Here is a 25,461-nt window from a genome sequence, read left to right as displayed (position 1 = left end):
AGATAAGAGGTGTATATGATTGAACTTAAGTGTCACTAATAGCCCCTTTACTGAAGGGCAAGCAGCACAGATTAATGAATTACTCCAAACTTTAACACCAGAACAACAAACTTGGTTAAGTGGCTACCTCATGGCAAACCAATCATCGAATGCTACGAGTGAGGGAGCTTCTGACAATATAGCATCATCTTCAACGTCTTCAGTAAGTCAAGAAACTGAAGCCATGTTACATCGAAAAGAGCCTGAAGTAACGCCAGAACAACGCTCGATTACTATTCTTTATGGTTCTGAAACAGGTAATGCACAAGGGTTAGCAGAAATCTTTGAAGAACGTTTATCTAACATTGGAAATGATGTCACACTTAAATCTATGGACGACTTCAAGCCTAAAAATCTTAAGAAAGTTGAAGATTTATTTATTGTGACTGCAACGCATGGGGAAGGTGACCCTCCAGATAATGCTGTAGAATTGCATGAATATATCCATGGTCGTAAAGCGCCTAAATTAGATGGTGTAAGATTCTCAGTTTTAGCATTAGGAGACCAAACTTATGAATTCTTCTGTCAAACTGGTAAAGACTTTGATAACCGCCTTGCAGAATTAGGTGCTGAGAGAATTTATGACCGTGTCGATTGCGATGTTGATTATGATGAAGATGCTGAAAAGTGGATGGCGAATGTCATCAATGCGATAGATTCAACACCAGCAGGCACTGACAGTGAACAAGTGGTAAGTGAGTCTATTAAATCCGCAAAGGAGAAGAAATATTCAAAGTCTAATCCTTATGAAGCCGAAGTCTTAACGAATATTAATTTAAATGGTAGAGGTTCAAATAAAGAAACAAGACACATTGAATTATTACTTGATAATTTCGGTGAAGAATATGAACCTGGCGATTGTATTGTTGTCTTACCTCAAAATGATCCAGCCCTCGTCGACTTGCTCGTCAGTACATTAGGATGGAGTCCGGACACGCAAGTGTTAATTAATGAAGATGGCGATACACTTAATCTTGAAGATGCATTAACTTCTCATTTTGAAATAACGAAGTTAACAAAACCTTTAGTTGAGAATGCGGCAACGTTCTTTAACAATGATGAACTTAGCGAGAAAGTTCAAGACAAGGAATGGATTCAAAATTATATTGAAGGTCGCGACCTCATTGATTTATTAAATGATTTTGCAACAACTGAACTTCAGCCAGAAAATATGTATCAATTACTCAGAAAGTTACCACCGAGAGAGTACTCAATTTCAAGTAGTTATAAAGCAACGCCTGATGAGGTGCATATTACGGTGGGCGCTGTAAGATATAACGCGCATGGTCGTGATCGTACAGGTGTATGCTCAGTACAGTTTGCGGAGAGAATTCAAGAAGGTGATACGGTTCCAATTTACTTGAAACGTAATCCAAATTTTAAATTCCCTCAAAACGAAGAGACCCCAGTGATTATGATAGGTCCAGGAACTGGTGTTGCGCCATTCAGATCGTATATGCAAGAACGTGAAGAGCTAGGATTTGAAGGTCACACATGGCTATTCTTTGGTGAACAACACTTCACTACTGATTTCTTATACCAAACTGAATGGCAAGAATGGCTCGATGATGGCACCCTCTCTAAGTTAGACGTGGCCTTTTCAAGAGATACGGATCAAAAAGTGTATGTACAGCATAAAATTGCTGAAAATAGTGAGCAATTTAACCAATGGATTGAAAATGGTGCAGCGATTTATGTGTGCGGTGATGAGAGTAAGATGGCTAAGGATGTTCATCAAGCTATTCGTAATGTATTAGTGAAAGAACAAAATCTTTCTGAAGAAGATGCAGAAGAATACTTGAAGCAATTGAAACGAGATAAGAGATATCAACGAGACGTGTATTAATAGAAAGGATGGGGGATACATGGCTAGAACAAATAAACAAATTTCAGAAGAACTTGATAAGAATCTTGATGAAATGGAATTTTTAAAAGCCGACAGTGACTTTCTACGTGGAACAATCGAACAAGGGCTTGCCGATCCAATTACGGGCTCGATTTCACAAGATGACGCTAAGCTATTAAAGTTCCACGGAAGTTACATGCAAGACGATAGAGATTTAAGAGATGAACGTCGTAAACAAAAATTAGAACCAGCATATAGTTTTATGATACGTGTTCGTGTACCAGGGGGGAAAGCGACACCAGATCAATGGATTGCTATGGATGACATCTCTAATAATCATGCTAATCAAACGATTAAATTGACCACAAGACAGGCATTTCAATTTCACGGAATTTTAAAGCGTAACTTAAAACAGTCTATGAAGGAGATCAACGACTCTGTCTTAGATTCAATAGCTGCTTGTGGCGATGTAAATCGTAATACGATGTGTAACCCAAATCCCTATCAATCAAAAGTTCACAAAGAAGTGAACACATATGCTACTGACATTAGTAATCATTTACTTCCAAGAACTGGCGCATATCATGAAATTTGGCTAGATGGCGAGAAAGTATTAGATTCCAGTGAGGAAAAGGAGCCGATATACGGTAATACGTATCTACCACGTAAATTTAAAATCGGTATTGCTGTACCACCCTCTAACGATATCGATGTCTATTCACAAGATATCGGACTTATTGCTATTGTAGATAACGATGAATTACTAGGATTTAATGTCACGATTGGTGGAGGTATGGGTATGACTCACGGTAATACTCAAACGTATCCACAACTAGGGCGTTTAATAGGATTCATACCAAAAGAAAAAGCTGTAGATGTTTGTGAAAAGCTTTTAACAATTCAAAGAGATTACGGTAATCGTGAAAATCGTAAAAATGCACGCTTTAAATATACAGTCGATCGTCTTGGTGAAGCTTGGGTCAAAGAAGAATTGAACCGTCGATTAGGATGGGATATTGAAGATGCACGTGACTTTGAATTTGAACATAATGGTGATCGTTTAGGTTGGATTGAGGGTAATGGCAATTGGAATTTTACGTTGTTTATTCAAAATGGACGAGTCAAAGATACTGAAGATTATAAATTGAAAACAGCACTTAGAGAAATTGCTGAAATGCATACAGGTGACTTCAGATTATCACCGAATCAAAATTTAGTAATCGCTAACGTTACACTTGAGAAAAAAGATGAAATCCAAGCTATCATTGATAAGTATGGTCTTACAGATGGTAAGAACTATACTGGATTACGTAGAAACTCTATGGCATGTGTAGCCTTTCCAACTTGTGGATTAGCGATGGCAGAATCGGAAAGATACTTACCATCTTTAATCTCTAAAATTGAAGATTTATTAGATGAAGCTGGAGTTCAGGAAGAAGAAATTACAATTCGTATGACAGGATGTCCAAATGGTTGTGCAAGACCTGCACTTGCTGAAGTCGCATTTATCGGAAAAGCACCTGGCAAATATAACATGTATTTAGGTGGTGGCTTCAAAGGTGAGCGTCTCAATAAATTGTATAAAGAAAATATCGGTGAAAATGAAATATTAGAAAGTTTACGTCCATTGTTGATGAGTTACGGTAAAGAACGACTTGAAGGCGAGCACTTTGGTGATTTCGTCATACGTTCAGGTGTGGTAGCAAAAGTCCATGATGGTCGCGACTTCCATAGCTAATCTAAAGGGGGAGTGATTAATATGGGCAAGGTATTTCTAGTTGGTGCAGGTCCTGGTGATCCTGATTTATTAACAATTAAAGGTTTAAAAGCAATTAAAAAAGCAGATGTGATTCTTTACGATCGTTTGATTAATAAAGAAATTTTAGAATTCGCCTCTCCTTCCACTAAATTCTTTTATTGTGGTAAAGATCCTAATAAGCATTCATTACCACAAGAAGAAACGAATAAAATGATGGTCACTTTAGCTAAGAAAGGGCATACTGTTACACGATTAAAAGGTGGCGATCCTTTCGTCTTTGGTAGAGGTGGCGAAGAAGCGGAAGTACTAGCAAATCACAATATTCCGTTTGAAATTGTACCTGGTATTACATCGGGTATTGCTGCACCAGCATACGCAGGTATTCCTGTCACTCACAGAGATTTTAGTTCATCTGTCGCATTCGTAACCGCAGTCAATAAACCAGGTATGGATAAAGAACAATATTGGGAACATTTAGCGAATGGACCAGAAACGTTATGCGTTTATATGGGAGTTAAACGACTTCCAGAAATTTGTGATTTATTAACGAAACATGGTCGTTCATCAGAAACGCCAGTCGCACTCGTTCACATGGGTACATCAATACGACAAAAAACGATTACTGGTACACTTGGTAATATTGTAGATAAGGCACATCAAATAACGAACCCAGCTATGATCATCATTGGTGATGTAGTCCATATGCGAGAGAAGATCAATTGGTTTGTGGAGCAAGCTGATGTAAACAAATTGTCAATTCCTAAAGTGACATCTAAATAGGACTGTTTTAGTTTTATCATTTATTTTCTGAAAATGAAGAAAAATAGTAAGATGAATATGACAAATACGAGGAGGGATTTACCGTGAATATGCCATTAATGTTAGATTTAACAAACAAAAAAGTTGTTGTTGTCGGTGGTGGGAAAATTGCTACACGACGTATTAAAACATTGTTAAATTACACAGAACATATTCACGTTGTAAGCCCGGTTATCACTAATCAAATAGCACAATGGGTTGAAACTCAGCGCATCACTTATTTGGAAAAACGTTTCGAACCTACTGATATTGAAGAGGCAGATATGGTAATTGCTGCTACCAATCATTCAGAGGTCAATGAAGAGGTAAGGTTATCAGTACCTGAACATGTGTTATTTAATCATGCAGAACAAGCTGAATTAGGTAATGTTACGTTTCCTAATGTTTTTCGAAGGGATCGCTTAACGATTAGTGTATCCACTGAAGGTGCGAGTCCAAAGTTAGGACAACGTATTATTAATCATTTAGAGGATACATATAATGAGGAGTATGTAACTTATGTTCAATTTCTATATGAAAGTAGACAATACATTAAAGCACTCAGCATAGAGCCATCTGATAAACATGCGTTACTTGAACAAATTTTATCAGACACATATTTAGATGAGAATAAGCAACATGAATTCATCCGATGGCTTCAATCACAGGTTTAATGAAGAATGGGGGCATTTGATATATGCGCAAAGTATTAATATTCGCAATAGCGGGATTTTTAGCACAACTTGTAGATGGGTCACTCGGCATGGGATTTGGTGCATCATCATCATCCATTTTACTCACTTATGGTATTGCGCCAGCAGTAGTTTCTGCAACAGTTCATTTCTCAGAAATTGCTACCACTGCAGCTTCTGGTACATCTCATTGGAAATTTGAAAATGTTCATAAGCCAACGATGTTAAAGCTTGCGATACCTGGTTCTATTTCAGCCTTCATAGGTGCAGGCGTTTTAACGTTTATTCACGGTAATTACATTAAACCATTCATTGCACTCTTTTTATTAAGCATGGGATTCTATATTTTATATCAATTCTTATTTAAAAGAACACATGAACACCATACGCATGTTGGTGATTTGAGTAGTTTCAAAGTGATTCCACAAGGTGCGATTGCAGGTTTCTTAGATGCTATCGGTGGTGGAGGCTGGGGTCCAGTGAATACACCGCTCTTACTTTCAAGCAAGAAAATTCAACCACGTTATGCGATTGGTACGGTTTCAGCTAGTGAATTCTTTGTTACATCTTCTGCAGCAATTAGTTTTATTATATTTTTAGGATTAACTCAGATTAACTGGTTTGCTGTCATTGCACTAAGTGTTGGTGGCATGCTTGCTGCTCCAATTTCAGCATATTTAGTTAAAATTTTACCTATAAATATTTTAGCAATATGTGTGGGTGGGTTAATTATTTTCACAAATAGTAATGCATTATTAAGTTATTTCATTAAAGATACAACAATCTCAAATACAGTTAGATGTATTATTTTAGCAGCAATTTTTGTTTTACTCATCGTTCAGGTGATTCGAAACAAGAAATTGTCTTTTTCTTACAAGAAAAGCCGAGTAAACAAATATAATTAATTGGATAAAGGGGTTATAAAACGATGTCTAAAAATGAAGAAGTAATTAACTATACAATTCAACCACATGGTGGTGAATTAATTAACCGAGTTGTTGAAGGTGAGGAAAGAGAACGTTTAATTAAGGAAGCATCATCATATAAATCAATTACTTTAAATCCTTGGGGTATTTCAGATTTAGAATTAATTGGTATTGGTGGTTTTAGTCCGTTAACAGGATTTATGAATAAAGCAGACTATACCAAAGTTGTTGAAGACACTCATTTAGAAAATGGATTAGTATGGAGTATTCCCATTACTTTACCAGTATCTGAAGAAGAAGCGAATCAATTAGAAATTGGTGATGACATTGCTTTATACGGTGAAGATGGTGAATTATATGGAACATTAAAATTAGAAGAGAAGTACACGTACGATAAAGAAAAAGAAGCAAAATTAGTCTATGGAACTACTGAAGAACAACATCCAGGTGTCAAGAAAGTGTATGAAAAAGGTAATGTGTACTTAGCTGGACCTATTCAATTAATCAATCGCCCTAAACATGATGAATTTTCTGATTATCATCTAGATCCATCTGAAACAAGACAATTATTCCATGATTTAGGTTGGAAAACGGTTGTCGGATTCCAAACTAGAAATCCAGTTCATCGTGCACATGAATATATCCAGAAATCAGCTTTAGAAATTGTAGATGGATTACTTCTCAATCCTTTAGTTGGAGAAACTAAATCAGATGATATACCTGCTGATGTTCGTATGGAAAGTTATCAAGCTATCCTCAAGAATTATTTCCCTGAAAATAGAGCACGACTAGTGATTTATCCTGCAGCAATGCGCTATGCCGGCCCTCGTGAAGCAATATTGCACGCAACAGTGCGTAAGAATTATGGTTGTACACACTTTATAGTGGGACGTGATCATGCGGGTGTGGGTGATTACTATGGCACATATGAAGCGCAAGAGCTTATCACTCAATTTGAAGATGAACTAGATATTCAAATCTTAAAATTTGAACATGCTTTTTATTGTGAAGCATGCGGTAATATGGCGACGGCTAAGACATGCCCTCATGATGCCTCTCAACATTTACATTTAAGTGGTACAAAAGTTAGAGAAAAATTACGTAACGGAGAATCCTTGCCGACTCAATTTTCAAGACCAGAAGTCGCTGAAGTACTAATTAGAGGTTTACGAGAAAAATAATAAAGTAAAAGGAGAGATAGCATGAGTGAATCTAACAATATTACTTGGCATGATTCAGAAGTGACGAAAGAAGAAAGACAAAATCGTAATGGTCATAAAAGTGCAGTTATTTGGTTTACGGGGTTATCTGGTTCAGGTAAATCGACCGTTTCTGTCGCTTTAGAAAAAGCGCTATTCAATGAAGGAAAGCAAACATATCGTTTAGATGGGGATAATGTGCGTCATGGTCTTAATAAAAATTTAGGATTTAGTCCTGAAGATCGTACTGAAAACATACGCCGTATAGGTGAAGTTGCCAAACTCATGGTTGATGCAGGTTCAATCACTGTGACAGCTTTCATTTCACCGTATAAACAAGATCGCGATAATGTACGCGCGATTCTCAAAGATGATGAATTTATAGAAGTATATACGAAATGTAGTGTTGAAGAATGTGAGAACCGCGATCCTAAAGGATTGTATAAGAAAGCACGCTCTGGAGAAATTCCTGAGTTTACAGGTATTAGCGCCCCTTATGAAGCTCCAGATCATCCAGAAATCATTTTAGATACTGAACATGAATCAATTGATCAATCAGTTGATCGTGTGATTCAATACCTTAAGCAACATCAATATATTTAACTCACAAGCATGTATGTCAATGAACATACATGCTTTATGTTTGAATTGTTATATGTCTATACATATTTTTTATTTTGAAAATCTTTGTTACAATTATAGAAAGCGCTTACAAAATACAAGGGGATTTAACGAGTATGATGAGGAATGATTTATTGGGGGATGATTAAAATTTTATACATCTGTGTATAGTAATACTTATTAAACCTACGTATGACATAGCGGAGTTAATACAAGGGGATGTTAAATATGCATGGAGATAATATATGGTTAACGATGATTGGGTTAGCGATCATTGTTTCAATTGTAGGTTTACTCATAGCGAAGAAAATTAGCCCGGTTGTTGGCATGACATTGATACCATGTATCGGTGCAATGATATTGGGGTACAGTGTGGGAGATTTAGTAAAATTCTTTGATAAGGGCTTATCACAAGTTATGAACGTTGTCATAATGTTTATATTTGCCATCATCTTTTTTGGCATTATGACTGATAGTGGATTATTTAAGCCTTTAGTGAAGCGATTGATATTAATGACGAGAGGTAATGTGATTATTGTTTGTGTTATGACTGCGTTAATTGGTTCATTTGCACAATTAGATGGCGCTGGGGCAGTGACTTTCCTACTTTCAATACCAGCATTGCTTCCATTATATAAAGCGCTAAATATGAATAAATACCTACTAATATTATTACTTGCATTAAGTGCAGCAATTATGAACATGGTTCCGTGGGGTGGACCTATGGCACGTGTGGCAACAGTATTGAAAGTGAAAAGTGTGAATGAATTATGGTATGGTCTGATTCCAATTCAAATTATTGGATTCGTCCTCGTAATCATCTTCGCAGTATACTTAGGATTTCGTGAAAAGAAACTTATTAAGAAGGCGATAGAAAAAGGCGAAGTAGAAGAAACGCAAGATGTAGATATACATAGATTAGTTAATATTTATGAACGTGAACAAGATATTAAGTTTCCAGTTAAAGGCCGTGCTAGGAATAATCCTTATATTATATGGATAAATGTAGTATTAACGATTTTAGTTATCGTCATCATGTTAGCAAATCTAGCGCCACCAGAGTTTGCTTTCATGATAGGCACTTCACTCGCACTAATTATCAACTATAAAAGTGTTGATGAACAAATGGATCGATTAAAGGCTCATGCTCCTAATGCCTTAATGATGGCGGCAGTCATTATTGCAGCTGGAATGTTCTTAGGTGTTCTTAATGAAACGGGTATGCTTAAAGCGATTGCTACTGATTTTATTAAGATTATTCCAGATGCAGTAGGTCCATATTTGCATATCATTGTTGGAATATTCGGTGTGCCGTTAGATTTATTAACAAGTACGGATGCATATTACTTTGCTGTTTTACCTATTGTTGAACAAACTGCTAGTCAATTTCATGTTTCAGCTGTTTCTACAGCATATGCAATGGTGATAGGTAATATTATTGGTACATTCGTAAGTCCGTTTTCACCAGCATTATGGTTAGCCATTGGACTTGCTGAAGCGAATATGGGTACTTACATTAAGTATGCATTCTTTTGGATTTGGGGATTTGCTATTGTGCTACTACTCATCGCAGTACTTATGGGCGTCGTTACTGTTTAGATTTTAATTAAATCATATACTTAGTGTGAAGGCGCTATCACAGAAGGGATGAAACGAAGTTTTCATCCCTTTTTCAATGAAATAATTTACTCTAAAAATTATCAGATAAATTACAACAACTGTAACAACGATGTTGATTAAATCGCTATAACTACTGTCATGAAAGTGGTTTAAATTGTGTAAAATTGACACACGTTTTTTACAAGAGGGCGTTACATTATTATGATTCATTTACAAAGTATTAACATTGTACACAAACGGTTGTGTGTCTGTTACAGTGTTTCTTGTCGTTAATTAACGAAGAAAAAATTAAACTTAAATGTTAAAGATAATTGAAGGTAGCCACGAGATAGTTAAAAGATTTACCCAAATTATAGGAGGATATTAAAATGAAAAAAATCGCTACAGCTACAATCGCTACAGCAGGTATTGCAACATTTGGAATCATGCAACACGATGCAGATGCAGCGGAAAATAACAATAATGGATATAACCCTAACGATCCTTATTCTTACAGCTACACTTATACAATCGATCAACAAGGTAACTATCATTACGATTGGAAAGGTAACTGGAGTCCACAACAAGCTCAACAAGGAAACAACTCTAACTACTCAAATGCTAACCAAAGTACACAAAGCTACAATTCATACAATAACTACAATAATTATAGAACAAATAACCAAACTCAAAGCTACAACTCAAATAATGGTGGAGGTTTAGGTGCAAATTATTCAACTTCTGATAGAAACGTTAAAGTAACAACTCAATCAGCACCAACTCAAAAATCTTCAAGCAATGCATCAGCTGCATTCGCAGGTCAAACATCTTCAGGTTCAAACCTATACACTTCAGGTCAATGTACTTACTATGTTTATGACAAAGTTGGCGGCAAAATCAGCTCAACTTGGGGCAACGCTAACAACTGGGCTAACGCAGCAGCATCATCAGGTTACACTGTAAACAATACACCTAAACAAGGTGCAATCATGCAAACTTCACAAGGTGCATTCGGTCACGTTGCATACGTTGAGAACGTAAATAATGACGGTTCAGTAAAAGTATCTGAAATGAACTATAACGGTGGACCTGGAGTTGTATCTACTCGTACAATCTCAGCAAGCCAAGCTGGCGCTTATAACTACATTTCATAATCGAGTGACTAGAAATATTTTTAGTACTGAAGCCATGAACTTAAACGGTTCATGGCTTTTTTATATAGATAAGAAACTTTATACATATAAAGAGTTAAGTCAATGATTATGTGATTGAAGTTATTTTAAAAGGGAAATTTAAAAATAAAGAGATTAGAGTTGAGCTATTTTTAGCTTTAAGGAAGGTGAAGTAACATGGAATTTAACATTTGGATGTGGATTATTTTAGCAGTTATTATCATTGTCACTATAGCTGTTATTCTTATATTAACAGTTGGTTCAGTTTATGAAGAACGTGCTTACGATAAACGTTCAAAAGAAGAAAAACGTAAAAACACAGAAAAGAACCTTCAAATGGCAAAAGGTCACACAGATGAAGAAAGTGAAAAGAGTGAAGCACCACACCATCAAACTGAAGATAAAGCACATCATTCAGTAGATAATGAAAAAGTTGAAGAACGGTTTAAAGACAAAGATAGATAAGTAGAATATTTTTTATTCATAAGGCTCTGACATGTAGATGATAATCACACATGTTAGAGTTTTCTAATTGTTCGCAATAAAGTGCCCTTTCTACATATAGTTCATGAAACGTTAAAATCTTTTTGACACTTTCGTTAACGTCTAAGTTATCGATTGTAATACTATATATAGTGTTATATTTTGTAAATAGATACCATATATAGAAAAAGGTGATAATATGACTGCTTTAGAACAATCATTAACACGATTGATAACAAAAGACCCGACAATATTAAATGAAAATGCAAATAAAGATAGTAATACTTTCTCTACAATGAGAGATTTAACAGCTGGAACTGTATCTAAATCATATGCACTAGAAAATCTACTTCCAAAACACGTAGCTAAAGCACATTTATCTGGAGATATACATTTCCATGATTTAGACTACCATCCTTTTCAACCATTAACGAATTGTTGTCTAATTGATGCTAAAGATATGTTAGAAAATGGCTTTGAAATAGGTAATGCACATGTGACCTCCCCTAAATCAATACAAACCGCATCTGCACAACTTGTTCAAATTATCGCAAACGTATCAAGCAGCCAATATGGTGGTTGTACAGTTGACCGCGTAGATGAATTATTAAGTACATATGCTAAATTAAATGCAGAACATCATCGTGAAATGGCACAACAATATGTCCAACCGGATAAAATAGAATCTTACGTAGAGCAACAAGTGACTAAAGATATCGGCGATGCCATCGAAAGTTTGGAATACGAAATTAATACACTTTATACCTCCAACGGTCAAACGCCATTTGTAACATTAGGATTTGGTTTAGGTACAGATGAACTTAGTCGCAAAATACAACAAGCTATTTTACGTACGCGTATTAAAGGACTGGGTAAAGACCGTATGACAGCTATTTTCCCGAAACTTGTCTTCTCAATTAAAAAGGGTACTAACTTTAGCCCAGATGATCCCAATTACGATATTAAACAACTCGCGCTTGAGTGTTCAACGAAACGTATGTATCCTGACATCTTAAATTATGACAAAATCGTTGAGCTTTTGGGTGATTTTAAAGCGCCAATGGGTTGCCGTTCATTCTTACCTAGTTGGAAAGATGCAACAGGAAACTTTGAAAATAATGGCCGCTGTAACTTAGGCGTTGTCACATTGAATATCCCAAGAATTGCAATAGAATCTAATGGTGATATGGCCAAGTTTTGGGAGTTATTTGATCAAAAAATGCAATTGATGCATGATGCATTAGTTTATAGAATTAAACGCTTAAAAGATGCAATACCTAATAACGCGCCAATTCTTTATAAAAGTGGTGCTTTTAAATACAAATTAAACGCTTCTGAAAATGTAGAAGAACTGTTTAAACACCAACGTGCGACGATTTCAATGGGTTACATTGGCTTATATGAAGCCGCAACAATGTTTTACGGTCCTGATTGGGAGGATAATATTGAAGCTAAAACATTTACATTAGATATTCTAAGAGAAATGAAATATTATCAGAATGCATGGACTAACCAATATGATATTTGGTTTAGTATTTATAGTACGCCAAGCGAATCTTTGACCGACCGATTTTGTCGCTTAGATAAAGAGCGCTTTGGTGAAATACCTGATATTACCGATAAAGGATACTACCAGAATTCCTTCCATTATGATGTGCGTAAAGATGTAACACCTTTCGAGAAGTTAGATTTTGAAAAGGATTACCCTTACTATGCAAGTGGTGGTTTCATTCATTATTGTGAATATCCTAAACTTAATCACAACATTAAAGCGTTAGAGGCAGTGTGGGATTATTCTTATGATAAAGTTGGCTATTTAGGAACGAATATTCCTATTGATCATTGTTACAAGTGTGATTATGATGGTGATTTTGAAACTACTGAAAATGGTTATAAATGTCCGAACTGTGGAAATAGCGATCCTAAGACCGTCGATGTCGTGAAAAGAACATGTGGTTATTTAGGAAATCCAGTACAACGACCAGTAATAGAAGGACGTCAAAAAGAAATTTGTGCAAGAGTTAAACATATGAAGGAACCACGTTCATGAGCATGTTAGACATTAAAACAGGACAAAATCACATTGCTAAAATTGAAAGTCATAGCTTTGTGGATGGCGAGGGTGTACGTTGTAGTGTATATGTATCAGGATGTCCTTTTCAATGTAAAAAGTGCTATAACGAAAAAGCACAGATTTTTAAATATGGTGAAACATTTTCTGAAGATATCTTGCAAGAAATACTTGAAAATTGTGCCCCCTCATATATTTCTGGAATCAGTATTTTGGGTGGAGAGCCTTTTTGCAATTTGAATATATCTTTAAAGATTGCACGAGCGTTTAGAGAGAGATTTGGTTACAGTAAAACGATTTGGATATGGACTGGCTTTCTATTCGAATATTTGAAACATCAAACGGATGAACGACGAGAATTACTTGAACTTACTGATATTTTGGTTGATGGACTATTTATGTATCAGCTATATAAACCCAATTTACCTTATAAAGGCTCTCTTAACCAACGCGTGATAGACGTTCAAGATTCTTTGCGTAGCCATGGGATTATTGAATATGTGTAATAATGAAGCGGGTGATAACACTCGCTTCAGTTTATTTCATAATCTAAAATGTTAAAAGAGATATTAATCACTAAAGTAGGAAAAATGATAATACCTAATCAAATTTAAAGTGATAATAAATAATATTCTACCTATATATATACTATTTACATCTTTAAGTGATAAAATATTAATGTATACAAAATTTGTTCACCAAGTTTAAGGAGATCTTCTCATGGTTTTATTTATCATAGAAATCATAATAATGATTCTTGCGATATTATTAGGTCTTAGAACAGCTGGCGCACTTGGATGTGGTATCTTTGCGATTGTGGCTCAGTTAATAATGATATTTATCTTTCGATTACCTCCAGGTTCAGCTCCTGTTACAGCAGTTTTAATTATCTTATCTATTGGTATCGCAGGCGGAACTCTTCAAGCAACAGGTGGTATTGATTATCTCGTTTATATTGCTTCGCGTGTGATTGAACGCTTTCCAAAATCGATTATATTTATTGCTCCGATGATTGTTTTCCTTTTCGTCTTTGGTATAGGTACGGCTAATATAGCTTTATCCTTAGAACCTATTATTGCAAAAACGGCGCAGAAGGCACATATACAACCTAAGAGAGCCTTAACTGCATCAGTTTTAACTGCAAATTTAGCACTGCTTTGTAGCCCTGCAGCTTCAGCTACCGCATATATCATTTCAGTTTTAGCAGGATATCATATATCGATGGGTAAGTATTTAAGTATCGTTTTACCAACTGCTCTTATTAGTATGTTGCTACTTAGTATTTTTTGTACTTTTGTAGGGCGTAAAGAGAAAGTACATGATTCATCTGAGCGTTTAGTTCAAATGCCGGAGGACGAGCTTGAAAATCAATTTTCAGGAAAAGTAAAAATAGGCGTGCTAAGCTTTCTATTATGTGTGTTAGGCATCTTAACATTTGGTATATTCCCACATCTTATGCCTACATTCGATGTTAATGGAAAGACAGTCAAAGTAGAAATGACTGAGATAGTACAATTCTTTATGTATTTAAGTTCAGCAATTAATTTACTATTAGTCAAAATTAACACATCAGATATTTTAACTTCTCATATTACGCAATCAGCAACGGGAGCTTTATTTGCTGTGCTTGGACCGGGTTGGTTAGGTGCAACAATCTTTAATGCGCCACAAAATTTAAAAATATTAAAAAATGATATCGGACAAACGATTAGCCAAGTTCCATGGTTAGTCATTATATTGGTTTCCATTGTAGCGATGATTGTAATATCTCAAACTGCCACTGCATCGATTATGGTGCCGATCGTTATGAGTTTAGGCATTCCACCTATTTATTTCGTAGCCATGGTACAAACATTGAACGTTAACTTCGTGATACCAGCTCAACCTACATTACTATTTGCTGTGGAGTTAGATGAAACAGGCAGAACGAGACCAACCAGCTTCGCCGTCCCAGGATTCTTTGTGATTACTGTATCTATCATCATTGGGTTCACTATTAAAGCACTATTAGGTTATTAAAAATTAAATCATTCTCTACGGTTTACATAAACTACTTTTCAATGAAATTGGAAAGTAGTTTTTCTTTTGTATAAGGAATTATTTCTTTAAGAGTCGAAGTTTTGAAAATAAATAAATATTCTTTGAATGCGTATTTTTATGCATAATCAACATTCTGTAAAATTCGTTTATTTTGTTAAATTTTAATTTAACACTGTTGTCATAGTCATTTTAAATGAGCATTAAAATGCCTCAAACTATATAAATATTCACTATAACGGTTAAAAATCTTTGTATGTAATTTGCATTATTATTAAAACTTCGTTATTGTCTTTTTTGTGAATCAATAAATATTGAGCGTAATTGAACACACGATTCATAAAAATAATATTAGGGGGATCACAATTGAAAAAGGAAAAAGTTATGGACTGGACGACCTTCATAGGCGTAGTCATAGTATTACTTTTTGCCGTTATACCTATGATGGTTTTTCCGAAAGCAAGTGAAACAATCATCACAGACATCAATAGTGCCATTTCTAATTCAATTGGTTCTGTGTATTTATTTATGGGACTGGCAATCTTTTGTTTCGTTCTTTACATAGCGTTTGGTAAATACGGCAATGTCACATTAGGGAAAGCAAGTGACAAGCCAGAATTTAATAATTTCACATGGGCTGCGATGCTATTTTGTGCGGGTATCGGCTCAGATATCTTGTATTGGGGTGTGATTGAGTGGGCGTTTTACTACCAAGTCCCACCTAATGGTGCAAAACCAATGTCAGATGAAGCACTTCAATATGCGACACAGTATGGTATGTTCCACTGGGGCCCTATTGCATGGGCTATCTATGTATTACCAGCACTACCAATCGGTTATCTTGTGTTCGTTAAGAAACAACCGATTTATAAAATTAGTCAAGCTTGTCGACCTATTTTAAAAGGTCAAACTGATAAATTTATCGGTAAAGTTGTAGATATATTATTTATATTTGGTTTACTTGGAGGTGCCGCTACGTCATTAGCACTTGGTGTGCCAATGATTTCAGCTGGTGTTGAGAAGTTAACTGGTTTAGATGGAACTAATATGGTGTTACGTTCAATCATCTTATTAACCATTACAGTTATATTCGCAATTAGTTCTTATACTGGATTGAAAAAAGGTATCCAAAAATTAAGTGACGTCAACGTGTGGTTATCATTCATATTACTAGCGTTCGTGTTTATCGTTGGTCCAACAGTGTTTATTATGGAAACAACGGTAACTGGGTTCGGTAACATGTTAAGAGATTTCTTCCACATGGCGACTTGGATGGAACCATTTGGCGGTATTCATGGTCGTAAGGAAACTCATTTCCCTCAAGATTGGACAATTTTCTATTGGTCTTGGTGGTTAGTATATGCACCGTTCATCGGTTTATTTATCGCCCGCATTTCTAAAGGTCGTACACTTAAAGAAGTAGTATTAGGTACAATGTGTTACGGTACATTAGGATGTGTATTATTCTTCGGTATTTTTGGTAACTATGCAGTTTACCTACAAATTACTGGACAATTTAATGTTATTAATTATTTAAATAGTCATGGTACTGAAGCAACAATTATTGAAGTAATGCATCAGTTACCATTCCCAACAATTACAATTATTTTATTCTTAATCTCAGCATTCTTATTCTTAGCAACAACATTTGACTCTGGTTCTTATATCCTAGCAGCTGCATCACAGAAAAAAGTTATCGGGGAACCTTTAAGAGCCAATCGTTTATTCTGGGCATTCGCATTATGTTTACTTCCATTCTCACTCATGTTAGTGGGTGGCGAGAGAGCACTTCAAGTATTGAAAACAGCATCAATATTGGCCAGTGTACCTTTACTCGTCATTTTCACCTTTATGATGATTTCCTTCCTCATCATACTGGGTCGAGATCGAATAAAACTTGAAACACGTGCAGATAAATTGAAAGAAGTTGAACGACGATCACTTCGAATCGTTCAAGTCAAAGAAGAACCAGAAGACGATAATTTATAAATACTAATTCAAAAAAGCCAAGGGATATTCACGTTTAAATACGTTTGAATATCCCTTGGCTTTTTTACGTTATAATTTAAATTTAATTTTATTCATTTTCATGTTCAGGAATAGGGAAGTATTTGAATATTTCTCCAGATTCCAATGACTCGCTTAATTGTTCTAACCATTCATAATATATTTTTGAATGATCTAATTGAGCTTTAACATTTAACGCATTTTCTTTTGCTTCTTCATCTAAATTTTCTTTGTTTAATAGTGGGTTGATGATCTTTTCGGCATCTTTAATTGCTTCCATGTTAGTATCGATTTCTCGTTCCCATTTTCTTGTAAAGAAGTTTCTAAAGAAATTAAAGAAGTCTTTCTCTGCGATAAAATGTTGCTTACGACTTCCGCGTGTAAATTGTTGTTTAACAATGTCGTATTCTTGAAGTTTCTTTACACCTGAACTCATACTTGGTTTACTCATTTGTAGTTGTTGACGCATCTCATCTAGTGTCATGCTGCCTTCAAAAACCATGATGCCATATAAATTGCCGACGCTACGATTAATACCATACAAATCCATCGTTTCTCCAATAGAGTTTATCACTAAATCTTTCGCTTGTTCGACTTGGTGCGCGTCATTATTCGTACGTGTCATCACTGCACCTCCAATTCTAATATTCAATTTTTTTACCACGTCAATTAAGTTAAATAACTTAAAATTGAAAATTTTACATGCCAAACTATTATAAAACCTTTTTACAAAAATTAAAATTAATTTATCAAATTAAAGTTGTAAGTAAGGAGAATAATGTTAAGTTTGGATATTTACTTGTGTATTACAAATGTATTTTAAGAAATTGACACGTTTTCAATACCTATGCTAACATAAATTTGTAAAATTCGTTAAATAAAAATTTAACAAACTTAACGGAGGTTGTTTTGATGGAACTTGTAGATAAATTATCAAACCGTCAGTATATCGATGGTGAATGGGTTGAAAGTTCAAATAAAAATACAAGAGATATTATAAATCCTTATAATCAAGAAGTTATCTTTACAGTAGCTGAGGGGACTAAAGAAGATACGGAAAGAGCAATTTTAGCTGCAAGAAGATCATTTGAAGAGGGCGAATGGTCACTTGAAACAAGTGAAGTTAGAGGTAAAAAAGTAAGAGCCATCGCAGATAAAATTAAAGAAAATAGAGAAGAATTAGCTAAACTTGAAACATTAGATACTGGTAAGACATTAGAAGAATCTTATGCAGATATGGATGATATTCATAATGTATTCATGTATTTCGCAGGATTAGCTGATAAAGATGGTGGCGAAATCATTAATACGCCAATCCCAAATTCTGAAAGTAAAGTTATCAAAGAACCTATCGGTGTAGTTACACAAATCACACCTTGGAATTATCCTTTACTTCAAGCATCATGGAAGATTGCACCTGCATTAGCTACAGGTTGTTCTTTAGTTATGAAACCTAGTGAAATTACACCATTAACAACAATTCGTGTATTTGAATTAATGGAAGAGGTTGGTTTCCCTAAAGGTACAATCAACTTAATTCTAGGTGCAGGTTCAGAAGTTGGCGACGTTATGTCTGGCCATGAAGAAGTTGACTTAGTATCATTCACAGGCGGTATTGAAACAGGTAAACACATCATGAAACAAGCTGCTGACAATGTAACTGAAGTTGCTTTAGAACTTGGTGGTAAGAATCCAAACATCATTTTTGACGATGCAGACTTTGAATTAGCAGTGGATCAAGCGCTAAATGGTGGTTATTTCCACGCAGGTCAAGTTTGCTCTGCAGGTTCTAGAATTTTAGTTCATAACGATATTAAAGATAAGTTTGAAAAGGCACTGATCGACCGTGTAAGTAAAATTAAAATTGGTAATGGTTTCGATCAAGACACTGAAATGGGACCAGTTATTTCAACTGCACATCGTGAGAAAATTGAAAATTACATGGAAGTTGCTAAACAAGATGGCGCTACAATTGCTATCGGTGGTAAACGTCCTGAACGTGAAGATTTACAAGCAGGTTTATTCTTTGAACCTACTGTTATCACAGATTGTGATACATCAATGCGTATTGTTCAGGAAGAGGTCTTTGGACCAGTCGTAACTGTTGAAGGTTTCTCAGATGAAGAAGAAGCAATTCGTTTAGCTAACGATTCAATCTATGGATTAGCTGGTGCGGTATTCACTAAAGATATTGGTAAAGCACAACGTGTAGCTAACAAATTAAAATTAGGTACCGTTTGGATTAATGATTTCCATCCTTATTTCGCTCAAGCGCCATGGGGAGGTTATAAACAATCAGGTATCGGTAGAGAACTTGGTAAAGAAGGACTTGAAGAATACTTGATTACTAAACACATCTTAACAAACACGAATCCAGAACCAGTGAATTGGTTTAGTAAATAATTCTTCCATTTGAAAAAGTATGCTGATTTAATTTTCGAAATTAAAAAATATTCATTGCGAGTGAGCGCTTAGAAAAACATAATGGCGCTCACTTCAATATGTAAAACCTTTTAAGAAAGAGATGTTGAAAAACAAAGAAAACTATCAATTTTGGAGGTCGAATTTGATGAGTAGAAAACATGATTCATATGATTACATCATTATTGGTGGCGGAAGCGCAGGTTCAGTACTAGGTGCCCGTCTATCTGAAGATAAAGATAAAAATGTATTAGTATTGGAAGCTGGACGTAGTGACTATTTCTGGGATTTATTTATTCAAATGCCCGCAGCATTAATGTTCCCATCTGGTAACCCATTCTATGACTGGAGATATCAAACTGAAGAAGAACCTCATATGGGACGTAAAGTTGACCATGCTAGAGGTAAAGTGCTTGGTGGATCAAGCTCAATTAACGGTATGATTTATCAAAGAGGTAACCCAATGGACTATGAAGGCTGGGCAGAGCCAGAAGGTATGGATACATGGGACTTCGCTCACTGCTTACCATATTTTAAAAAGTTAGAAACAACTTATGGTGCGTCACCTTATGATAAAGTACGTGGACATAACGGACCGGTTAAATTAAAACGTGGACCTGCTACAAATCCATTATTTAAATCATTCTTTAATGCAGGTGTTGAAGCGGGATATCATAAAACACCAGATGTAAATGGCTTTAGACAAGAAGGATTTGGTCCATTCGATAGTCAAGTTCATCATGGTCGCCGTATGTCAGCATCTAGAGCGTATTTACGCCCAGCAATGAGACGTAGAAATCTAGACGTAGAGACACGTGCATTCGTTACGAAACTTAATTTCGATGATAACAATAGTAAAAAGGTAACAGGCGTCACTTATAAGAAAAATGGTAAAGAACAAACGGTTAAAGCTAACGAAGTCATCTTATCAGGCGGTGCGTTCAACACACCTCAATTATTACAATTATCTGGTATAGGTGATTCAGAGTTCTTAAAATCTAAAGGCATAGAGCCACGTATGCACTTACCAGGTGTGGGTGAAAACTTTGAGGATCACTTAGAAGTATACATTCAACATAAATGTAAACAACCTGTATCATTACAACCAAGTCTTGATGTAAAACGTATGCCGTTTATCGGTTTACAATGGATCTTTGCACGTAAAGGTGCCGCAGCATCTAACCACTTCGAAGGTGGCGCATTTGTAAGATCAAATGATGAAGTGGATTATCCTAACTTAATGTTCCACTTCTTACCTATAGCTGTACGTTATGATGGCCAAAAAGCACCTGTTGCGCATGGTTATCAAGTTCACGTAGGTCCAATGTATTCAAATTCAAGAGGTAGCTTGAAAATTAAATCTAAAGATCCATTTGAAAAACCAAGTATCGTGTTTAACTACTTATCAACTAAAGAAGATGAACGCGAGTGGGTAGAAGCAATTCGTGTTGCACGTAATATTCTTAAACAAAAAGCTATGGATCCATTTAATGGTGGAGAAATATCACCAGGACCAGAAGTACAAACTGATGAAGAAATTCTAGATTGGGTACGTAAGGATGGCGAAACAGCATTACACCCATCTTGTAGTGCTAAAATGGGCCCTTCTTCAGACCCTATGGCTGTTGTAGATCCATTAACTATGAAAGTTCATGGCATGGAAAACTTACGTGTCGTAGATGCATCAGCAATGCCACGTACAACAAATGGTAATATTCATGCTCCAGTTTTAATGTTAGCTGAAAAAGCAGCAGACATTATTCGTGGTAGACAACCATTAGAACCTCAATATGTAGATTACTATAAACATGGTGTTCATGATGAGAAAGCTGGCGCAATGGAAGACGATCCGTTTTATCAATATTAATCGAACTAAGTTCGTCAATTAAATGAACAAAAGCTATTCTATAATTAGCGAAGCCTTTAAGTGAATTGAATTCAAATTCATTTAAAGGCTTTTTATTTATGTTTTGGTAATTCATTTTCTATTAATTTTCAAAAAGTATAATATTGTAGTTGTTAATATCATAAATAAAAAATATAGTAAAAAGACACTGTGCAACATTCCTTGACGATTAAGTTCTATAATTGAATTGAGGAGAGGATATAAATGAATCAAGAATTAATTAAACGTTTACGTGAGAAAGAAAGTAAAATGATTGAAATCAGACGATATCTTCACGAACATCCTGAACTTTCTTTTCATGAAACTGAAACGCCTCAATACATTGCCGATTTTTATAAAGAGAAAGATTGTGACGTTGAAACGAATGTAGGACCCAATGGTGTTAAAGTAACAATTGATAGTGGGAAATCAGGTAAGACGATTGCGATTCGTGCAGATTTTGACGCATTACCTATTGAAGAACAAACTGGACTGTCATTTGCTTCAAAAAATAAAGGCGTTATGCATGCGTGTGGCCATGATGCGCATACAGCATATATGCTTATTCTCGGAGAAACATTGATAGAAATGAAAGAACAATTCAAAGGTAAAGTCGTTATCATTCATCAACCTGCAGAAGAAATGCCGCCAGGTGGGGCCCAAGGTATGATTAAAGATGGTGTGCTTGATGGTGTGGATCATGTATTAGGTGCGCATGTTATGAGTACGATGGAAGCAGGTAAAGTCTTTTACAAAGAAGGCTATGTTCAAACAGGTCGTGCTTATTTTAAACTAGTTGTACAAGGTAAAGGTGGTCATGGTTCATCACCTCACATGGCTAATGATGCAATTGTGGCTGGTTCCAACTTTGTCACTACTGCTCAAACAGTAGTATCAAGACGTCTGAACCCATTTGAAACGGGTGTAGTCACTATAGGTTCGTTTGATGGTAAAGGTCAATTCAATGTGATTAAAGATCAAATTGAAATAGAAGGAGACGTTCGTGCTCTAACTGACCAGACTAGAGATACAATTCAACAAGAATTAACTAGAATTGTTAAAGGTATAGAGGAAACATTTGGAGTAACATGTGAATTCGAGTTCAAAAAGGATTATCCTGCGTTATATAATGATCCAGAATTCACTTCATATGTCGCAGAAACAATCAAAAATGCACAAATTGATGATATTAAAGGTGTTGAGATATGTGAACCTCAGCCACCATCAGAAGATTTTGCATTTTATGCTACTGAATTACCAAGTACATTTATTTATTCAGGTGCTGCACCTGAAGATGGTGATATTTACCCTCACCACCATCCTAAATTTAATATTAATGAATCATCAATGCTTGTTGCTGCTGAAGCAGTGGGCACTGTTGTTTTAGATTATTTAACTTAAAAGGAGATTTAATCATCAATGAAACAGCAACATGAATACATAGGGACTCGTAAACTTTTAATAGGAATCGTATTAGCAGTCATCACATTTTGGTTATTTGCTAATTCTTTAATCAATGTAATTCCAAATTTACAAACGTCATTTGGCAGTTATTTAAGTACAATAAGCATTGCGGTAAGTCTAACAGCTCTATTTTGTGGCATGTTTGTAGTTGGAGTGGGCAGTTTGGCAGATTATTTTGGACGTGTACGTTTAACGATAATTGGACTATGGTTAAATATTTTTGGCTCATTACTTATTATCGTTTCTGACTACATTCCGTTATTATTGATGGGACGTGCAATTCAAGGTCTTTCTGCTGCATTGATTATGCCTGCGACACTATCATTAATTAAAGCATACTATCATGGTGACAAACGTCAGCGTGCGCTCAGCTTCTGGTCTATAGGCTCCTGGGGAGGTTCTGGTTTCGCATCTTTATTTGGAGGGATGATAGCTACATTCTTAAGTTGGAGATGGATATTTGTCTTTTCAATTATCGTCTCCCTCATTGCAGTACTTTTAATTAAAGGTACGCCAGAATCTAAGAATCAACATGCATCATCAAGACAGTTTGATATTGTGGGTCTTATTTTACTAGTTGTAATGATGCTCAGTCTAAATATTATGATTACACAAGCTGCACATTTAGGTTTATTTTCCGTAGCGATTGTGTCATTATTTGTTACATTTGTGTTATCTACAATATTATTTATCATCCTTGAAAATAGAAAACGCTATCCACTCATCGATTTTGCTTTATTTCGTAATCGATTCTATACGAGTGCGACATTTGCTAATTTTTTAATTAATACAGTTGCTGGTACGCTTCTCATAACGAATACGTTTGTCCAACAAGGTATAGGTTTAAGTTCATTTGAAACAGGTTTGTTGTCACTCACGTATTTGATTGCAGTATTAACAATGATTCGAGTAGGAGAGAAAATCTTACAAGAGTTTGGTCCTAGAAAACCTATGCTAATTGGTACGATGTCGACAACAGTGGGAATATTCTTAATGTCGATTACGTTTTTACCTATTCCAGTGTATATCACTTTATGCGTGATAGGATTTTTATTATTTGGATTAGGTTTAGGTTTATTTGCAACGCCTTCGACTGATACAGCCATTTCTCATTCTCCAGAGGAAAAGGTAGGCGTCGCCTCAGGTATTTATAAAATGGCTTCTTCAATAGGTGGCGCTTTTGGTGTGGCCATTTCAGGTTCAATTTATAGCATATTTTCAACATTATTTGATCCAAAATTAGGAGCAATGATGGGGCTATGGTTTAATACAATGATTGCTTTCACTGCATACTTTATTGTATGGCTCACACTTCCTAATACTAAAAAGACCTCATAAGAATCGTCTATTTTCTTTAAATTAAACAAACGTTTTAAAGAGTTTTCTTTTTGAAAATGCAAATAAATTTCACTGAATATTCTTTGATATGATGTTTTATGAGTCATTTCGTGATAGTATAAATTTATATTACGAAAAAAGGGGTGTTAGCGTGAGTTTCTATGAATTTATTCAGAACTTTGTGGGAGATCAAACGCCATTGGGAGAGTTAGCGGCGTGGATTAACCAAGATGCTCATTTTCCAATTGAAGAGACTGTAGCTGATAATATACTCAATTATTTCAATGAACTTAAAGATTTCGATCATGAACTCATAGAAATTGTTAAACGCTCATTATCCCTTTATGAACAAAGTAGGATGTAATACTTATAAATTGAAGTGAAATGAAGGAATTATATATGTTAATCAATGATGCATACAAGGCATATATTATAGAAGAAACTGATCATTCTTTTATGATAGAGAAAAATAATGATAAACAATATTACGAAGTGCTAGAATCTATAAATACACTATCGAACGACGCATTTTGCGTGTTAAATCATCTTTTTGTTAATGAAGGAAACGAAGAAGCTTTTGAACAAAAGTTTTTACAAAGAAACAAACACTTAGAAAATGTACCAGGATTTAGAGCGTTGAGATTTTTAAGACCTAAAACTGTAGGTCGACATTATATAATCGTAACTTTATGGGAAGATCGACAAGCATTTTATGATTGGCAGAATTCTGCTGAGTACGCAGAAACACATAAGAAACGTGGAACATCAAAAGGTGTGGATCATCGCATTGTTAATCGCGATTTATCATATAATGTTAGAATTGAACTTGAAAAACTTCATCATCATATAGATTTTGAAAGCGTCATATAGGTAAATAGGTGGAGAGAAGGGCAGAAATATAATTCTATTGTCCCGCATCCAACTTACATAGCTTGTTGAAATCTTTAAAATAATTTTTGATTTGGGAGTCCACCAATAAAAATGTTTAGAATTGTAGAAAATTGATGTAAGCGCAGTTTTAAAATAGTCATCCATTGCTAATATGTTAATTAAGGCTAAGACAATCATTTGTGTCTTAGCCTTCTTATTTATAGGCATTTAATT

At 35.3% G+C, this 25,461-nt stretch carries 21 protein-coding genes; 20 read left to right on the top strand and 1 reads right to left on the bottom strand.

Features of this window, described 5'->3' with window-relative positions; all coding sequences use genetic code 11:
* Window positions 1–19: 19 nt before the first annotated feature.
* The 14 genes from AC3WQX_RS08570 (at window position 20) to AC3WQX_RS08505 (ending at window position 17,231) form a co-directional block, all read left to right on the top strand.
* Entirely contained in the window at window positions 20–1,885 is a 1,866-nt protein-coding gene (locus AC3WQX_RS08570) for an assimilatory sulfite reductase (NADPH) flavoprotein subunit (RefSeq protein ID WP_037550636.1), read from the top strand.
* A gap of 19 nt (window positions 1,886–1,904) precedes the next feature.
* Window positions 1,905–3,623, top strand: coding sequence for an assimilatory sulfite reductase (NADPH) hemoprotein subunit (gene cysI / locus AC3WQX_RS08565; RefSeq protein ID WP_213667900.1), 1,719 nt, complete (start codon window positions 1,905–1,907; stop codon window positions 3,621–3,623).
* A 21-nt stretch (window positions 3,624–3,644) separates the two neighbouring features.
* Window positions 3,645–4,424, top strand: coding sequence for a uroporphyrinogen-III C-methyltransferase (gene cobA, locus AC3WQX_RS08560; protein ID WP_023351043.1), 780 nt, complete (start codon window positions 3,645–3,647; stop codon window positions 4,422–4,424).
* 83 nt (window positions 4,425–4,507) lie between these two features.
* Window positions 4,508–5,116 carry an NAD(P)-binding protein gene (locus AC3WQX_RS08555; protein ID WP_030059188.1) on the top strand — a complete coding sequence of 203 codons (609 nt, stop codon included), beginning with the start codon at window positions 4,508–4,510 and terminating at the stop codon, window positions 5,114–5,116.
* Between the two features lie 23 nt (window positions 5,117–5,139).
* A complete protein-coding gene (locus tag AC3WQX_RS08550) occupies window positions 5,140–6,039 on the top strand; it encodes a sulfite exporter TauE/SafE family protein (RefSeq protein WP_037550633.1) in 900 nt (299 codons plus the stop codon).
* Window positions 6,040–6,062: 23 nt separating this feature from the next.
* Window positions 6,063–7,241 carry a sulfate adenylyltransferase gene (sat, locus tag AC3WQX_RS08545; protein ID WP_037550631.1) on the top strand — a complete coding sequence of 393 codons (1,179 nt, stop codon included), beginning with the start codon at window positions 6,063–6,065 and terminating at the stop codon, window positions 7,239–7,241.
* A gap of 21 nt (window positions 7,242–7,262) precedes the next feature.
* Window positions 7,263–7,862 carry an adenylyl-sulfate kinase gene (cysC, locus tag AC3WQX_RS08540; RefSeq protein WP_030059184.1) on the top strand — a complete coding sequence of 200 codons (600 nt, stop codon included), beginning with the start codon at window positions 7,263–7,265 and terminating at the stop codon, window positions 7,860–7,862.
* Window positions 7,863–8,108: 246 nt separating this feature from the next.
* A complete protein-coding gene (locus AC3WQX_RS08535; RefSeq protein WP_049427796.1) occupies window positions 8,109–9,479 on the top strand; it encodes a CitMHS family transporter in 1,371 nt (456 codons plus the stop codon).
* A 389-nt stretch (window positions 9,480–9,868) separates the two neighbouring features.
* On the top strand, window positions 9,869–10,633 hold the full coding sequence (locus AC3WQX_RS08530; RefSeq protein WP_002436224.1) for a CHAP domain-containing protein: 765 nt from the start codon (window positions 9,869–9,871) through the stop codon (window positions 10,631–10,633).
* A 195-nt stretch (window positions 10,634–10,828) separates the two neighbouring features.
* On the top strand, window positions 10,829–11,116 hold the full coding sequence (locus AC3WQX_RS08525; protein ID WP_030059182.1) for a hypothetical protein: 288 nt from the start codon (window positions 10,829–10,831) through the stop codon (window positions 11,114–11,116).
* A gap of 217 nt (window positions 11,117–11,333) precedes the next feature.
* The gene (nrdD, locus tag AC3WQX_RS08520; protein WP_023351049.1) at window positions 11,334–13,184 is read left to right on the top strand and encodes an anaerobic ribonucleoside-triphosphate reductase; all 1,851 of its coding nucleotides are present in this window, start codon (window positions 11,334–11,336) and stop codon (window positions 13,182–13,184) included.
* Entirely contained in the window at window positions 13,181–13,711 is a 531-nt protein-coding gene (gene nrdG / locus AC3WQX_RS08515) for an anaerobic ribonucleoside-triphosphate reductase activating protein (protein WP_030059181.1), read from the top strand. The genes nrdD and nrdG overlap by 4 nt, the downstream gene beginning before the upstream one ends.
* A gap of 214 nt (window positions 13,712–13,925) precedes the next feature.
* Window positions 13,926–15,224, top strand: coding sequence for an anaerobic C4-dicarboxylate transporter family protein (locus AC3WQX_RS08510; protein WP_002436174.1), 1,299 nt, complete (start codon window positions 13,926–13,928; stop codon window positions 15,222–15,224).
* A gap of 384 nt (window positions 15,225–15,608) precedes the next feature.
* A complete protein-coding gene (locus tag AC3WQX_RS08505) occupies window positions 15,609–17,231 on the top strand; it encodes a BCCT family transporter (protein ID WP_002469734.1) in 1,623 nt (540 codons plus the stop codon).
* Window positions 17,232–17,319: 88 nt separating this feature from the next.
* Here the strand turns inward: AC3WQX_RS08505 and cudC are convergent, their stop codons facing one another.
* Window positions 17,320–17,874, bottom strand: a complete 555-nt coding sequence (cudC, locus tag AC3WQX_RS08500) for a choline uptake/conversion transcriptional regulator CudC (RefSeq protein WP_030059178.1) — start codon at window positions 17,872–17,874, stop codon at window positions 17,320–17,322.
* Window positions 17,875–18,161: 287 nt separating this feature from the next.
* Here cudC and betB point away from each other — a divergent pair, with 287 nt between their 5' ends.
* The 6 genes from betB to AC3WQX_RS08470 all read left to right on the top strand — a co-directional run bounded on the left by betB (window position 18,162) and on the right by AC3WQX_RS08470 (window position 25,227).
* Window positions 18,162–19,652 carry a betaine-aldehyde dehydrogenase gene (betB, locus tag AC3WQX_RS08495; protein WP_023351054.1) on the top strand — a complete coding sequence of 497 codons (1,491 nt, stop codon included), beginning with the start codon at window positions 18,162–18,164 and terminating at the stop codon, window positions 19,650–19,652.
* A 166-nt stretch (window positions 19,653–19,818) separates the two neighbouring features.
* Window positions 19,819–21,537 (top strand): choline dehydrogenase, encoded by a 1,719-nt coding sequence (gene betA / locus AC3WQX_RS08490; protein ID WP_002432573.1) that lies wholly within the window; start codon window positions 19,819–19,821, stop codon window positions 21,535–21,537.
* A 243-nt stretch (window positions 21,538–21,780) separates the two neighbouring features.
* Entirely contained in the window at window positions 21,781–22,956 is a 1,176-nt protein-coding gene (locus tag AC3WQX_RS08485; protein WP_030059176.1) for a M20 family metallopeptidase, read from the top strand.
* Between the two features lie 18 nt (window positions 22,957–22,974).
* Entirely contained in the window at window positions 22,975–24,357 is a 1,383-nt protein-coding gene (locus AC3WQX_RS08480; protein WP_492740057.1) for an MFS transporter, read from the top strand.
* Window positions 24,358–24,508: 151 nt separating this feature from the next.
* Complete coding sequence (locus AC3WQX_RS08475) at window positions 24,509–24,721, top strand: sterile alpha motif-like domain-containing protein (protein WP_023351057.1); 213 nt, start codon at window positions 24,509–24,511, stop codon at window positions 24,719–24,721.
* Window positions 24,722–24,756: 35 nt separating this feature from the next.
* Window positions 24,757–25,227 carry an antibiotic biosynthesis monooxygenase family protein gene (locus tag AC3WQX_RS08470; protein ID WP_030059173.1) on the top strand — a complete coding sequence of 157 codons (471 nt, stop codon included), beginning with the start codon at window positions 24,757–24,759 and terminating at the stop codon, window positions 25,225–25,227.
* Window positions 25,228–25,461 lie beyond the last annotated feature (234 nt).

The sequence above is a fragment of the Staphylococcus sp. FW104-15G4D genome (assembly GCF_058790135.1).
The sequence above is the reverse complement of the archived record's forward strand: the minus strand, read 5'-3'. Positions and strand labels throughout refer to the sequence as shown.

Bases quoted from the DNA above. Each gene is read 5' to 3' on its own strand.
- AC3WQX_RS08530 (WP_002436224.1), top strand. From the start codon at position 9,869: ATGAAAAAAATCGCTACAGCTACAATCGCTACAGCAGGTATTGCAACA.
- cobA (WP_023351043.1), top strand. From the start codon at position 3,645: ATGGGCAAGGTATTTCTAGTTGGTGCAGGTCCTGGTGATCCTGATTTA.
- AC3WQX_RS08480 (WP_492740057.1), top strand. From the start codon at position 22,975: ATGAAACAGCAACATGAATACATAGGGACTCGTAAACTTTTAATAGGA.
- betA (WP_002432573.1), top strand. From the start codon at position 19,819: ATGAGTAGAAAACATGATTCATATGATTACATCATTATTGGTGGCGGA.
- AC3WQX_RS08470 (WP_030059173.1), top strand. From the start codon at position 24,757: ATGTTAATCAATGATGCATACAAGGCATATATTATAGAAGAAACTGAT.
- sat (WP_037550631.1), top strand. From the start codon at position 6,063: ATGTCTAAAAATGAAGAAGTAATTAACTATACAATTCAACCACATGGT.
- AC3WQX_RS08535 (WP_049427796.1), top strand. From the start codon at position 8,109: ATGCATGGAGATAATATATGGTTAACGATGATTGGGTTAGCGATCATT.
- nrdG (WP_030059181.1), top strand. From the start codon at position 13,181: ATGAGCATGTTAGACATTAAAACAGGACAAAATCACATTGCTAAAATT.
- AC3WQX_RS08485 (WP_030059176.1), top strand. From the start codon at position 21,781: ATGAATCAAGAATTAATTAAACGTTTACGTGAGAAAGAAAGTAAAATG.
- nrdD (WP_023351049.1), top strand. From the start codon at position 11,334: ATGACTGCTTTAGAACAATCATTAACACGATTGATAACAAAAGACCCG.
- AC3WQX_RS08550 (WP_037550633.1), top strand. From the start codon at position 5,140: ATGCGCAAAGTATTAATATTCGCAATAGCGGGATTTTTAGCACAACTT.
- cudC (WP_030059178.1), bottom strand. From the start codon at position 17,874: ATGACACGTACGAATAATGACGCGCACCAAGTCGAACAAGCGAAAGAT.
- AC3WQX_RS08510 (WP_002436174.1), top strand. From the start codon at position 13,926: ATGGTTTTATTTATCATAGAAATCATAATAATGATTCTTGCGATATTA.
- AC3WQX_RS08525 (WP_030059182.1), top strand. From the start codon at position 10,829: ATGGAATTTAACATTTGGATGTGGATTATTTTAGCAGTTATTATCATT.
- cysC (WP_030059184.1), top strand. From the start codon at position 7,263: ATGAGTGAATCTAACAATATTACTTGGCATGATTCAGAAGTGACGAAA.
- cysI (WP_213667900.1), top strand. From the start codon at position 1,905: ATGGCTAGAACAAATAAACAAATTTCAGAAGAACTTGATAAGAATCTT.
- betB (WP_023351054.1), top strand. From the start codon at position 18,162: ATGGAACTTGTAGATAAATTATCAAACCGTCAGTATATCGATGGTGAA.